This window comes from Halorubellus litoreus (genome assembly GCF_037081675.1).
GTDB classification, from domain to species: Archaea; Halobacteriota; Halobacteria; order Halobacteriales; family Natrialbaceae; genus Halorubellus; species Halorubellus litoreus.
On the sequence record NZ_JAZAQL010000001.1, the window covers coordinates 963089 to 975545 of the forward strand.

The 12457-nt window shown below is 66.5% G+C and carries 12 protein-coding genes and 1 pseudogene; 12 read left to right on the forward strand and 1 reads right to left on the reverse strand.

Features of this window, described 5'->3' with window-relative positions; genetic code table 11:
• Positions 1 to 211 precede the first annotated feature (211 nt).
• From VYJ16_RS04870 to VYJ16_RS04885, 4 genes and pseudogenes are all read left to right on the forward strand, one after another.
• Positions 212 to 916: a DUF120 domain-containing protein gene (locus tag VYJ16_RS04870; RefSeq protein ID WP_336349180.1), complete on the forward strand. Its 705-nt coding sequence runs from the start codon at positions 212 to 214 to the stop codon at positions 914 to 916.
• Positions 913 to 1668 (forward strand): 3,4-dihydroxy-2-butanone-4-phosphate synthase, encoded by a 756-nt coding sequence (gene ribB, locus VYJ16_RS04875; RefSeq protein WP_336349181.1) that lies wholly within the window; start codon positions 913 to 915, stop codon positions 1666 to 1668. Before VYJ16_RS04870 ends, ribB begins: the two co-directional genes overlap by 4 nt.
• An 86-nt stretch (positions 1669 to 1754) precedes the next feature.
• Positions 1755 to 2696, forward strand: coding sequence for a branched-chain amino acid transaminase (locus VYJ16_RS04880; protein WP_336349182.1), 942 nt, complete (start codon positions 1755 to 1757; stop codon positions 2694 to 2696).
• Positions 2697 to 2910: 214 nt separating this feature from the next.
• Positions 2911 to 3153: pseudogene (locus VYJ16_RS04885) on the forward strand (type IV pilin domain-containing protein); the annotation flags it as partial.
• A gap of 281 nt (positions 3154 to 3434) precedes the next feature.
• Here VYJ16_RS04885 and VYJ16_RS04890 read toward each other — a convergent pair.
• On the reverse strand, positions 3435 to 4109 hold the full coding sequence (locus VYJ16_RS04890; protein WP_336349183.1) for a methyltransferase domain-containing protein: 675 nt from the start codon (positions 4107 to 4109) through the stop codon (positions 3435 to 3437).
• 154 nt (positions 4110 to 4263) lie between these two features.
• On the opposite strand from VYJ16_RS04890, the gene ahaH reads away from it, so the two are divergent.
• From ahaH to VYJ16_RS04930, 8 genes are all read left to right on the forward strand, one after another.
• Positions 4264 to 4596 (forward strand): ATP synthase archaeal subunit H, encoded by a 333-nt coding sequence (gene ahaH, locus VYJ16_RS04895; protein WP_336349184.1) that lies wholly within the window; start codon positions 4264 to 4266, stop codon positions 4594 to 4596.
• Positions 4583 to 6721 (forward strand): V-type ATP synthase subunit I, encoded by a 2139-nt coding sequence (locus VYJ16_RS04900; protein WP_336349185.1) that lies wholly within the window; start codon positions 4583 to 4585, stop codon positions 6719 to 6721. The genes ahaH and VYJ16_RS04900 overlap by 14 nt, the downstream gene beginning before the upstream one ends.
• Positions 6722 to 6912: 191 nt before the next feature.
• Positions 6913 to 7182 (forward strand): F0F1 ATP synthase subunit C, encoded by a 270-nt coding sequence (locus tag VYJ16_RS04905; protein ID WP_336349186.1) that lies wholly within the window; start codon positions 6913 to 6915, stop codon positions 7180 to 7182.
• Between the two features lie 22 nt (positions 7183 to 7204).
• Complete coding sequence (locus VYJ16_RS04910) at positions 7205 to 7792, forward strand: V-type ATP synthase subunit E (RefSeq protein ID WP_336349187.1); 588 nt, start codon at positions 7205 to 7207, stop codon at positions 7790 to 7792.
• Positions 7789 to 8844 (forward strand): V-type ATP synthase subunit C, encoded by a 1056-nt coding sequence (locus tag VYJ16_RS04915; RefSeq protein ID WP_336349188.1) that lies wholly within the window; start codon positions 7789 to 7791, stop codon positions 8842 to 8844. The genes VYJ16_RS04910 and VYJ16_RS04915 overlap by 4 nt, the downstream gene beginning before the upstream one ends.
• A complete protein-coding gene (locus VYJ16_RS04920) occupies positions 8841 to 9164 on the forward strand; it encodes a V-type ATP synthase subunit F (RefSeq protein WP_336349189.1) in 324 nt (107 codons plus the stop codon). The genes VYJ16_RS04915 and VYJ16_RS04920 overlap by 4 nt, the downstream gene beginning before the upstream one ends.
• 1 nt (position 9165) lies before the next feature.
• The gene (locus tag VYJ16_RS04925) at positions 9166 to 10932 is read left to right on the forward strand and encodes an ATP synthase subunit A (protein ID WP_336349190.1); all 1767 of its coding nucleotides are present in this window, start codon (positions 9166 to 9168) and stop codon (positions 10930 to 10932) included.
• 2 nt (positions 10933 to 10934) lie between these two features.
• Positions 10935 to 12350, forward strand: a complete 1416-nt coding sequence (locus tag VYJ16_RS04930; RefSeq protein WP_336349191.1) for an ATP synthase subunit B — start codon at positions 10935 to 10937, stop codon at positions 12348 to 12350.
• Positions 12351 to 12457 lie beyond the last annotated feature (107 nt).

Here is a 12457-nt window from a genome sequence, read left to right on the forward strand (position 1 = left end):
CCGCTACTGAGACGCCGACGATAATAAACGCTCTTGCCACCGGTTCGACAGCACCTGCGTGGACCGACGCGTTTAAGCGAGGAGCGCGCAAACTCTCAACTCGAGTCTCGTTCCTGCGGTCGCGTCACGCTCACGGAACGCACCCCATAACAGAATCGGGACGCATACCGTATTCGTTATGCTTATCCGGGGTGGGTTCGAACCTACTCGTATGCAAGAGACCACGTCCGACGTCGGGCACGACGAGGTCGCCGTCGCCAAACGCCTCGCGATGGACGGCGCCCTCACCGGCGAGGTCAAGACGACCTGCACGACCCTCGCCGAGCAGCTCGACGCCTCCACGCAGACCGCCTCCCGACGCCTGCAACGCCTCGAGACGGCGGGCTGGGTGACCCGCGAGACCGTCAGCGACGGCCAGTGGGTCGCGCTCACCGACGCGGGCGAACGCGGCCTCCGCCGCGAGTACGAGGACTACCGCAGCATCTTCGAAGGCCACAGCACCGTCGAACTCGAAGGGCGCGTCACCAGCGGCATGGGCGAAGGCCGTCACTACATCACCCTCCCCGGGTACATGGCGCAGTTCGAGGAGCGCCTCGGGTACGAACCGTTCCCCGGCACGCTGAACGTCGACCTCACCGACGCGAGCGTCCGCCGCCGCCGCGCGCTCGACGCGATGGACCCCGTCCCCATCGACGGGTGGGAAGACGACGACCGCACGTACGGCCCCGCGGTCTGCTATCCCGCGACCGTCGAGACCGCCGACGGCGACGTCCACGAGACCGTCCACACCATCGCCCCCGAACGCACCCACCACGACGACGACCAGCTGGAACTCATCGCGCCCGAGAAGCTCCGGGACGTCCTCGACCTCGAAGACGACGACCACGTCACCGTCACCGTGGAGGGCACGCAATGACCCACACCGACCACGCGACACCGACCGCCGAGGACGCCGGCGACGACGCCGCGACGGGCGACGGGGACGCGACAACGAACGACGAGAGCGCAGGCGGTGCGGTCGACGCGGCCATCGACGCGTTCGCGCGCGGCGACCCGGTCTGCATCCACGACGCCGCCGACCGCGAGGGCGAGACCGACATCGTCTACCCCGCGAGCGGCGTCGACGCCGACGCCGTCCGCCGCATGCGGAACGACGCCGGCGGCCTCGTCTGCGTCGCGCTCGCCGACGACGTCGCCGCCGCCTACGACCTTCCGTTCGCGCAGGACGTCATCGACCACGACCTCGCCGCCGACCACGACCTCCAGTACGACGACCGTTCGTCGTTCTCCCTCACCGTGAACCACGTCGACACCTTCACCGGTATCACGGACGACGACCGCGCACTCACCATCACGCGACTCGCCGACGCCGCCGCCGACGCCCGCGCCGGCGACGCCGCCGCGTTCGACTTCGCGAGCGAGTTCCGCGCACCCGGTCACGTCCACCTGCTGCGCGCCGCCCCCGACCTCACCGCCCAGCGCGAAGGCCACACCGAGCTCGCGCTCGAACTCGCCGACGCCGCCGGCGTCGAACCCGCGGCCGTCGTCTGCGAGATGCTCGACGACCAGACCGGCGGCGCAACCACACCGAGCGACGCCCGCGCGTACGCCGACCGCGAAGGCATCCCCTACGTCGAAGGCAGCGACCTCGTCGCCGCACTCCGCTGACCGACCGCGGAGACGGCCGACGTCGGATACTTTTGCGCGAACCGAAACCGGGTACACTCTTATCCTAGGCACTCAATTCGTCGACTATGGCTGGCTTCGACGAGATGGACGTCGACACGATCTGGATGGACGGCGAGTACGTGGACTGGGACGACGCGCAGATTCACGTCCTCACGCACGGCCTCCACTACGGGAGCGGCGTCTTCGAGGGCGCGCGCTGCTACGATACCGAGAACGGCCCGGCGCTCTTCCGCTGGGAGGAGCACGTCGACCGACTCTACGAGTCCTGCAAGCCGTACGACATGGAGATCGACCACGAGCCCGAGGAGATCACGGAGGCGACGAAGACGCTCATCCGCGAGCAGGATCTCCGGTCGTGCTACGTCCGCCCGATCGCGTTCTACGGCTACAAGAGCCTCGGCGTGTCGCCCGGTGACTGCCCGACGCGCACCGCGATCGCGTGCTGGCCGTGGGGGACGTACCTCGGCGAGGACGCGCTCGAGAACGGCATCGAAGTGATGGTTTCGTCGTGGCGCAAGCACGCGTCGAGCCAGATTCCGACGAACGCGAAGACCACCGGCCTCTACGTGAACAGCATGCTCGCCGGCGAGGAGGCCCGCCGGAACGGCTACCCCGAAGCGATCGTCCTCAACAAGGAGGGGAACGTCGCCGAAGGACCCGGCGAGAACCTCTTCATGGTGAACGACGGCGAGATCTACACGCCCGGCCTCTCTGAGAGCATCCTCGACGGCATCACGCGCGACACCGTCATCACGCTTGCCGAAGAACGCGGGTACGAGGTCCACGACAACGTCTCCGTCTCCCGCGGCGAACTCAACACCGCCGACGAACTGTTCTTCACGGGGTCGGCGGCAGAGGTCACGCCCATCCGGAAGGTCGACAACGTCACCATCGGGAACGGGACCCGCGGACCCGTCACCGAGGAACTCCAGCAGGCGTACTTCGACCTCGTCGAAGGCCGTACGGACGACCACGAGGAGTGGTTCACGTACGTCGATATGGACTGACGGACCGCACAAGCATCCGGCGGCCTCCAGGCCGCCGTTTCCTCCTGCCTGCCTGACTCCACGAGCATCCGGCGGCCTCCAGGCCGCCGTTTCTTCGGGCGGTGACTGACGCTACGGGGAGTGGGTATCGTGCACGTTTGACGTTCGACTCGTTCGTGGCTGGAGTCCGTTTCGGCACCGAGGGTTCAAGTGCGGAGCCGCGGCCACGGTCGGCGTGCCTTCGGTCAGTCCAGCGGACGTTCGCGCGGTCAGTCCCGCGGTCGGCGTCGTCCTCGTCGTCGCGTTGACGGTCGTGCTCGCGAGCGGCGTCGCCGTCGCGTTCGCCGTCGGCGTCGCCCCCCAGGAGCCCGCGCCGAACGCACGCATCGGGCTCGGCGTCGACGCCGCAAGCGACGAACTGGTCCTCGAACACCGCGGCGGTGACGCGCTCGACGTCGCCGACCTGCGTGTCGTCGTGACCATCGACGGCAGTCGCCTCGCGCACCAGCCGCCGGTGCCGTTCTTCGCAGCCGTCGGGTTCGAGCCAGGTCCCACGGGGCCGTTCAACCGCGGGTACGACGGCGCGTGGACCGCCGGTACGACCGCGTCGGTCGCGCTCGCGAGCACGAACGACCCCGCGATTTCGCCCGGGGACCGCGTCGTCGTCGCCGTCTACGCCGCCGACGCGCTCGTCGCGCGCGCCAGCGCAACCGCTCGCCGAGCGAGAATGACCGGGAGAACCACGTTGCGTCCGAACCCTCAGGCGTCCGCCTCGACCTCTGACGTCGCCGTCGCGGACGCGTCAGCGTCCTCGTCGTCCGGGACGCGCGCGACCGTCGTGATGGCGATGTCCGGGTCGTACGACGGCCCCATCAGGCGATGCGTGACGTCCTCGAACCCGGCGTCGTGGAACATCCGGTCCGCCTCGTCCTCGTCGTAGAACAGCATGATGGCGTCCGCGAGCTTCTGGAAGAGGCTCGACTTCGGGTAGTTCGGGCCGACGACGAGCACCTGTCCGCCGGGCTTGCAGACGCGGCGGAACTCCCGGAGCGTCTCGACGGGATTCGGCCAGTACTCGATGCTCCCGCTCGACCACACCACGTCGAACGCGTCGTCCTCGAACGGCAAACGCTCCGCGTCACCGAGATGGAACCGGACGTCGCCGTGCTTCCCGAACTTCGCGTACGCCTTCTCCAACTGGTGAGGACTCTGGTCGAGGCCAACGACCTCGTCGACGACCTCCAGCAAGCCCTCCGTCGCGAACCCCGTCCCACACCCGACGTCCAGCACGCGGTCGTCGCGCTCGATGTCCAGCATCCCGATCGCTTCCGTCCGCATCTCCTCGTTCCAGATGAACGGGTTGATCGTGTCGTACACCTTCGAGAGGTACTTGTAGAACAACCGCGCTCGCGCTTTGTCTTCGAGGACTCCCATTGCTCGCGCTTCGAGCGGCGCGACCAAAGTATTGCTGATTCCGGCCACAGCGCGACCGTGGAAGTCCCGGCGAGACGACCGCTGCGCCGGAATCCCGCGACTGCCTTTCGCAACTACCAAATAGGCGCTGTTGTAACTCTCGAACGTTCATACCATGCCGAGGCCAGAGGTTCTCGAACGCATCAAGACGGCCGAAGGAGAGGCCGACGACATCATCGCGGAGGCCGAGGCCGACCGCGAGGAACGCATCTCCGACGCCCGCGAACGTGCCGAAGACATCCGGCAGGAGGCCGAAGAAGAGGCGCGAGCGCTCGAGGCGGACCGCCTCGAGGACGCCCGCGAAGAGATAGAGACCGAGCGCGAGCGCATCCTCGAGGACGGCGAGGAAGAACGCGAGCGCCTCCGGTCTCGCGCCGAGGGCAGAGTCGACGACGTCGTCGACTTCGTCCTCGAGCGCTTCACGGAGGAGGTACATGCTCAGACCTGAGCGGATGAGTAAGGTCTCGGTGACGGGGTCCAAGGCGGTCATGGACGACGTCATCGAGGCAGTTCACGAACTGAACCTCGTCCACCTCAGCAACTACGACGGCTCCTGGGAGGGCTTCGACAACGGCGACCCGGTCGAGGGCGCCGAGGAGGCCTCCGAGAAGCTCGTGACGGTTCGGTCGCTCGAGAACATCCTCGAGGTCGACGCCGCGGACGCCGGCCCGAGCCGCATCGTCACCGAGGAAGCGCTCGAGGAGGAACTCGAGGAGGTCCGCCAGGAGGCGAACCGGCTCGACGACCGCCGCGACGAACTCGAGGACGAGCTCCGCGACGTCGAGGAGCAGGTCGATTCGATGGCGCCGTTCGCGACGCTCGGGACGCCCCTCCATCTCCTCTCCGGCTACGACAGTCTCGAGGTTCGCGTCGGCGAAGGCGACGCCGACGGCGTCCGCGAGGCGCTCCGCGGTGCCGCGGTCGTCCGCGAGTTCGAGGTCGAGGAGGAAGATGGCGTCGTCGCCGTCTACGTCTACCCCGAGTCGAACGCCCGCGAGGACTTCCTCGACGACCTCCTCGTCGGCGTCGACTTCACGACCATCGACGTCCCCGAGGACGCTGAAGGGAATCCCTCGGAGTACGTAGAGGAGCTCCGGCATCGCAAGCAGCGTCTCGAGTCGAAGCTGAACACGGTCGAGGACGAGCTCGACGACCTCCGCCTGGAGGTCGCGAGCTTCCTGCTCGCCGCCGAGGAACGCCTGAGCATCGACGTGCAGCGCTCGGAGGCGCCGCTACAGTTCGCGACGACCGAGAACGCGTTCATCGCCGAAGGCTGGATTCCGACCGACCGCGTGGATTCGCTGCGCGCGGCCGTCGGTGACGCCGTCGGCGACCGCGCGGACGTCGAGGAGCTGGAGCGCGCTGACTACGACCAGCACGGCGAACCCGAGCACACGGAAGCCGTCACGGACGGCGGCAGTGCGGTGTCGATGGACGAACAGCCGCCGACGGTGATGGAGAACGACGCGCTCTCGAAGCCGTTCGAGCCGCTGACGAAGATGGTCGGCGTCCCGAAGTACTCCGAGATCGACCCGACGATGATCATCATGCTGACGTTCCCGTTCTTCTACGGGTTCATGATCGGGGACCTCGGGTACGGTATCCTCTACACCGCCGCCGGGTACGGTATCTACAGCAAGTTCGAGTCCGAGATCATCAAGGGCATCGGCGCTATCGCGATGTTCGCGGGCGGCTTCACGATGCTGTTCGGCGTGCTGTACGGCGAGATATTCGGGATGCACGTCCTCGGCGAGGTCCTGTTCGGTGACGCCGGGCCGCCGCTGCACAAGGGCCTCCAGCCCGCGTTCGGCTACTACGCGCGGTCGTTCCTCGTGCTGAGCCTCGTCGCCGGTATCGTCCACATGACCGTGGGCTTCTGGTTCGGGTTCTGGAACGACCGGAGTCACGGCCTCGTGGACGCGTTCACGCACAACCTCGCGTGGTGGTTACTGATGGTTGGCGTCTGGGGATGGATGTTCAGTAACACCTTCATCGACCAGAAGCGCGACATCCTGTTCGCGCCGCTCGCAGAGGCGCACATCCTGTCGTCCGCCAGCGGCCTGCCCGCGAGCGTCGGCTGGGCGAGCCTCTTCGGACTCGGGTTCGTCGGCATCGCCGGCATCCTCTACGGCGAGTACCAGGAGTACGGCTTCATCGGACTCATCATCGGGCTGCTGGAGACGCCGAACGCGCTCGTGAACGTCCTGTCGTACATCCGGATGGCGGGCGTGCTGCTCGCGAAGGCCGGGATGGCGCTCGTCGTCAACCTCCTGTTCTGGGGGGCATACCAGTACGAGGGCGAGATCCACTACATGACGAGCTACGGTCCGGAAGGCGTCGAACACGGCGAGATCCTGTTCGGCGGCCTCGTCCACGGCGGCGTGGCGTTCGCCGTCCTCGGCGTCGTCATCTTCGTCGTCGGGCACCTGCTCGTCCTCATCCTCGGCGTGACGAGCGCCGGCCTGCAGGGCGTGCGTCTCGAGTTCGTCGAGTTCTTCAACAAGTTCTACGAGGGTGGCGGTCGCGCGTTCGAGCCGTTCGGGTACGAGCGCGAGCACACGACCGAGGACTGACCTCGCCACCGCTCCTTTCGTTCGCGCAACACGTCCCAGCGGTCTCGCCGGTCGAGACCGAAAACGTCTTTATATCTGCCTCCGGTTTTTCACGGTTATACAGCCGGTACTGCCCGATTTCTTTGGGAAGTTTTATGGGTGCGCTGTGGCCAGTACGACCTGTCTGGTAGACACGGAGGACTACGCAAACTATGATGGAACTCGCAGAACACGTACTCAATCTCGGTGTTGCACTGCAGGAGACAACGGGCAGTTCGTCGCCCGCCCTCGAAAAGCCCGCCGCTGCCGCGATCGGCATCGGCCTCGCCGCACTCGGCTCCGGGTACGCCGAGCGTGGTATCGGCGCAGCCGCCATCGGCGCGCTCGCCGAGGACTCGATCTCCACTGGTATCGCTATCCTGATGACGGTCCTGCCCGAGACGCTCGTCATCCTGGCGCTCGTCCCGCTGTTCGTCGGGTAATCAACCGCTTCGTTTTCCCACAATGAGTCTGGATACAGTCGTTGAGGACATCCGGGACGAAGCCCGCGCGCGTGCGGAAGAGATACGAGCGGACGCTGAAGCGGAGGCTGACGAGATCGTCGAGCAGGCGGAAGCGGACGCCGAGGAGACGATCGAGGAGGCGAAGCGCGCGGCGGAACGAACGGTCGAACAGGAGCGAGAACAGAAGCTCTCCAGCGCGAAGCTCGAAGCGAAGCAGATGCGTCTCGAGGCTCGTCGCGACGTCCTCGAGGACGTCCGCGAGCGCGTCGAGGATGCGCTCGCGTCGATGGAGGGCGAGCGCCGCGAGGAACTCACGGCCGCACTCCTCGACGCTGCGAGCGTCGAGTTCGAGGACGAGGAGAGCGTGAGCGTGTACGGTCGCGAGGACGACCAGGACCTGCTCGCCGACGTGGTCGCGGACTACGACGGCTACGAGGTCGCTGGCGTCCACGACTGCCTCGGTGGCGTCGTCGTCGAAGCCGACGAGAGTCGGGTTCGCGTGAACAACACGTTCGACTCCCTCCTGGAGGACGTCTGGGAGGACAACCTCAGAGACATCAGTAACCGGTTGTTCGACGAGGAAGAATGAGCAGCGCACAGGGAGCCAATCCGGAGTACGTGAACGCGCGCATCCGGGCCCGCCGTGCGAAGCTGTTCGACGACGAGGACTACCGGAAGCTCGTCCGGATGGGACCGAGCGAGATCTCTCGGTACATGGAGGAGTCCGAGTACGAGGCGGAGATGAACGCGCTCGGGTCGCGTCACAGCGGCGTGGACCTCATCGAGTACTCGCTGAACCGGAACCTCGCGGAGAACTTCGAGGACATCCTCGATTGGGCCGGTGGGAGTCTCTACGAGCAGATCGCGTCGTACCTGCGGAAGTTCGACGCGTGGAACGTCAAGACCGTGCTTCGCGGTATCTACTCGGACGCGCCGCGCGACGAGGTCGCGTCCGACCTCATCCGCGCGGGCGAGTTCGACGACCGCTTCCTGGAGCGCTTGCTGGACGCGCAGTCCATCGAGGGCGTCGTCGAGCTGCTCGACGGCACGATCTTCGAGAGCGGCATGGAAGCGGCGTTCCCCGAGTACGAGGAGACGGACGTCCTCGTGCCCCTGGAGAACGCCGCGGACCGTGCGTTCTACGAGAACCTCATCGCGGAGCTCGGCGACTACGAGCCCGACAGTGCACTCGCGCTGTACGCGGGGTTCCTGAAGGCCGAGATCGACTTCCGGAACGCGCGGAACGCGCTCCGGCTCGCGCGAAGCGGCGCGGACCTCGACCCCGCGGAGTACTACATCGAGGGCGGTGACCTGTTCTCGGAAGGACAGCTGTCGTCGCTCGTGTCGAGTTCGAGCGAGCTCGTGTCCGTCATCCGCGACAGCGAGTACGGTGACGAACTCGGGCAGGCGCTCGCGGAGCTCGAGGACGCGGACAGCCTCATCGGGTTCGAGCGTGCGCTGGACGCGGCACTCCAGGAGTACGCCGACCACCTGAGTCACGTGCACCCGCTCTCGATCACGCCCGTGCTCTCCTACGTCATCGCGAAGGAGCGCGAGGTCAACAACATCCGCGCTATCGCGCGCGGACGGGAGGCCGGGTTGAGCGAGGACGAGATCGAGAAGGAGCTGGTCACGATATGAGTCAGGAGATCGCCGTCATCGGGACGCCGGACTTCACGACGGGGTTCCGGCTCGCTGGCGTCCGGAAGTTCCACAACGTCGAGGACGGTGACGACGTGGAGGCGCTGGACGACGCGGTCCGCGAGGTCGCGCGCGATCAGGACGTCGGCATCGTCGTGATGCACGACGAGGACGTCGCGAAGTTGTCCCGGGAGCCGCGGAGTATCGTGGATACGAGTATCGAGCCGACGTTCGTGACGCTCGGCGGTGGTGCGGGCTCGAGCGGGCTGCGCGAGCAGATCAAGCGAGCGATCGGTATCGACCTGATGGACGAGGACTAATATGAGTCAAGCAACAGACACTGACGTCCGCGAGGACGGCCAGATCGAGAGCGTGAGTGGTCCGGTCGTGACCGCCACGGACCTCGGAGCCCGGATGAACGACGTCGTCTACGTGGGCGACGAAGGGCTGATGGGCGAGGTCATCGAGATCGAAGGGAACCTGTACACGATTCAGGTGTACGAGGAGACGTCTGCGGTCGCGCCGGGTGAGCCCGTCGAGAACACGGGCGAGCCGTTGAGCGTCGACCTCGGGCCGGGGATGCTGGACACCATCTACGACGGTGTGCAGCGTCCGCTGGACGTGCTCGAGGAGAAGATGAACTCGGCGTTCCTCGACCGTGGCGTCGACGCGCCGGGTATCGACCTGGAGAAGACCTGGGAGTTCGAGCCGACCGTCGAGGAAGGCGACGAGGTCGAGGCGGGTGACGTGATCGGGGTCGTCGACGAGACGGTCACGATCGAGCACAAGGTCATGGTCCCGCCGGACTACGAGGGTGGCGAGGTCGTCGCCATCGAGGCGGGGAACTTCACGGTCGAGGAGCCGGTTGCGGAGCTCTCCTCGGGCGAGGAGGTCCAGATGCGCCAGGAGTGGCCGGTCCGTGAGGCCCGTCCTGCTGGCGACAAGCAGACGCCGACGACGCCGCTGGTCTCCGGGCAGCGTATCCTGGACGGCTTGTTCCCGCTCGCGAAGGGCGGGACGGCGGCGATTCCGGGACCGTTCGGCTCCGGGAAGACGGTGACCCAGCAGAGTCTGGCGAAGTTCTCTGACGCGGACATCGTCGTCTACATCGGGTGCGGTGAGCGTGGGAACGAGATGACGGAGGTCATCGACGACTTCCCGGAGCTCCCGGACCCGCAGACGGGGAACGCCCTCATGGCGCGCACCTGTCTCATCGCGAACACGTCGAACATGCCGGTTGCGGCCCGGGAGTCCTGCGTGTACACGGGTATCACCATCGCGGAGTTCTACCGCGACATGGGGTACGACGTGGCGCTGATGGCGGACTCGACGAGCCGCTGGGCGGAGGCGATGCGCGAGATCTCCTCGCGTCTCGAGGAGATGCCCGGCGAGGAGGGCTATCCGGCCTACCTCGCGGCGCGCCTCAGCCAGTTCTACGAGCGTGCGGGGTACTTCGAGACCGTGAACGGTCGCGAGGGCTCCATCTCGGTCATCGGCGCGGTGTCGCCGCCGGGTGGGGACTTCTCCGAGCCGGTCACGCAGAACACGCTCCGTATCGTGAAGACGTTCTGGGCGCTGGACGCCGACCTCGCGGAACGGCGTCACTTCCCGGCTATCAACTGGGACGAGTCCTACTCGCTGTACAAGGACCAGCTCGACCCGTGGTACCGCGACAACGTCGCGGAGGACTTCCCGGAGATCCGCCAGTGGGCGGTCGACATCCTCGACGAGGAGGGCGAACTCCAGGAGATCGTCCAGCTCGTCGGGAAGGACGCGCTCCCCGAGGACCAGCGCCTCATCCTGGAGGTCGCGAAGTACCTCCGCGAGGCGTGGCTCCAGCAGAACGCGTTCATCGAGGTGGACCAGTACTGTCCGCCCGAGAAGACCTACCGCATCCTGCAGGCGATCAAGCACTTCAACGACGAGGCCGCCGAGGCGCTCGACGCTGGCGTGCCGGTCGAGGAGATCCAGAACGTGGATGCGGCACCGAAGCTGAACCGTATCGCGTCGACCGAGGACGACGAGGTCCCCGAGTTCGTGGACGACCTCGAGGAGTCCCTGTCGAACCAGCTGCGTGAACTCTACTGACCATGAAGGAATACCAAACAATCACGGAGATCTCCGGTCCGCTCGTGTTCGCGGAGGTCGACGAGGCCATCGGTTACGACGAGATGGTCGAGATCGAGACGCCCGGCGGCGACACGCGCCGCGGGCAGGTGCTGGAGTCCAGCGAGGGCCTGGTCGCGATCCAGGTGTTCGAGGGAACCTCTGGTATCGACATGGATTCGTCCGTTCGGTTCCTGGGCGAGACGATGAAGATGCCCGTGACCGAGGACCTCCTCGGGCGCGTGCTCGACGGGTCCGGGAACCCGATCGACGGTGGCCCGGACATCGTTCCGGAGGAGCGGCGCGACATCGTCGGTGAGGCGATCAATCCGTACGCTCGCGAGTACCCCGAGGAGTTCATCCAGACGGGTGTCTCGGGTATCGACGGCATGAACACGCTCGTTCGCGGCCAGAAGCTCCCGATCTTCTCGGGGTCCGGTCTCCCGCACAACGACCTGGCGCTCCAGATCGCGCGGCAGGCGACGGTCCCGGAGGAGTCCGAGGGCGGCGACGACGACGAGGAGTCGGAGTTCGCGGTGATCTTCGGCGCGATGGGTATCACGCAGGAGGAGGCCAACGAGTTCATGGCTGACTTCGAGCGCACCGGTGCGCTCGAGCGCTCGGTGGTCTTCATGAACCTCGCGGACGACCCCGCAGTCGAGCGGACGGTCACGCCGCGACTCGCGTTGACGACCGCGGAGTACCTCGCGTTCGAGCACGGCTATCACACGCTCGTCATCCTCACGGACATGACGAACTACTGTGAGGCGCTGCGCGAGATCGGTGCGGCGCGCGAGGAGGTCCCGGGCCGTCGTGGCTACCCGGGGTACATGTACACGGACCTGGCGCAGATCTACGAGCGTGCGGGTCGCATCAAGGGCGTCGAGGGGTCGATCACGCAGATCCCGATCCTGACGATGCCCGGCGACGACGACACGCACCCGATCCCGGACCTGACGGGGTACATCACGGAGGGCCAGATCGTGATGGACCGCGACCTGAACAGTCAGGGACTGAAGCCGCCGGTGAACGTCCTGCCGTCGCTGTCGCGCCTGATGGACGACGGTATCGGCGAGGGCTTCACGCGCGCGGACCACGCGGACGTCTCCGACCAGATGTACGCGGCGTACGCGGAAGGTGAGGACCTCCGTGACCTCGTGAACATCGTCGGTCGCGAGGCACTCAGCGAGCGCGACAACAAGTTCCTGGACTTCGCGGACCGCTTCGAGGCGGAGTTCGTCGACCAGGGCTTCCAGACGGACCGGTCGATCGACGAGACGCTCGACATCGGCTGGGAGTTGCTGTCGATGCTCCCGAAGACGGAGCTGAACCGCGTCGACGAGGAACTCATCGAGGAGCACTACGTCGAGGACGTCGGCGAGGAAGTCGCCGCGGACTGACTGCGGTCGCGCGCTCTCTCGGTTTCTCTCGTTCTCTGGTCGTCGACGAGCGACTGCAATCGGTTGGTTCGTGGGTTGTGGTGGGTAACTGGTCGGGGTGTAGGGAC

What these genes read in the sequence shown, in the direction of transcription:
- VYJ16_RS04870 (WP_336349180.1), top strand. Translation starts at nt 212, where the DNA reads ATGCAAGAGACCACGTCCGACGTCGGGCACGACGAGGTCGCCGTCGCC.
- ribB (WP_336349181.1), top strand. Translation starts at nt 913, where the DNA reads ATGACCCACACCGACCACGCGACACCGACCGCCGAGGACGCCGGCGAC.
- VYJ16_RS04880 (WP_336349182.1), top strand. Translation starts at nt 1,755, where the DNA reads ATGGCTGGCTTCGACGAGATGGACGTCGACACGATCTGGATGGACGGC.
- VYJ16_RS04890 (WP_336349183.1), bottom strand. Translation starts at nt 4,109, where the DNA reads ATGGGAGTCCTCGAAGACAAAGCGCGAGCGCGGTTGTTCTACAAGTAC.
- ahaH (WP_336349184.1), top strand. Translation starts at nt 4,264, where the DNA reads ATGCCGAGGCCAGAGGTTCTCGAACGCATCAAGACGGCCGAAGGAGAG.
- VYJ16_RS04900 (WP_336349185.1), top strand. Translation starts at nt 4,583, where the DNA reads ATGCTCAGACCTGAGCGGATGAGTAAGGTCTCGGTGACGGGGTCCAAG.
- VYJ16_RS04905 (WP_336349186.1), top strand. Translation starts at nt 6,913, where the DNA reads ATGATGGAACTCGCAGAACACGTACTCAATCTCGGTGTTGCACTGCAG.
- VYJ16_RS04910 (WP_336349187.1), top strand. Translation starts at nt 7,205, where the DNA reads ATGAGTCTGGATACAGTCGTTGAGGACATCCGGGACGAAGCCCGCGCG.
- VYJ16_RS04915 (WP_336349188.1), top strand. Translation starts at nt 7,789, where the DNA reads ATGAGCAGCGCACAGGGAGCCAATCCGGAGTACGTGAACGCGCGCATC.
- VYJ16_RS04920 (WP_336349189.1), top strand. Translation starts at nt 8,841, where the DNA reads ATGAGTCAGGAGATCGCCGTCATCGGGACGCCGGACTTCACGACGGGG.
- VYJ16_RS04925 (WP_336349190.1), top strand. Translation starts at nt 9,166, where the DNA reads ATGAGTCAAGCAACAGACACTGACGTCCGCGAGGACGGCCAGATCGAG.
- VYJ16_RS04930 (WP_336349191.1), top strand. Translation starts at nt 10,935, where the DNA reads ATGAAGGAATACCAAACAATCACGGAGATCTCCGGTCCGCTCGTGTTC.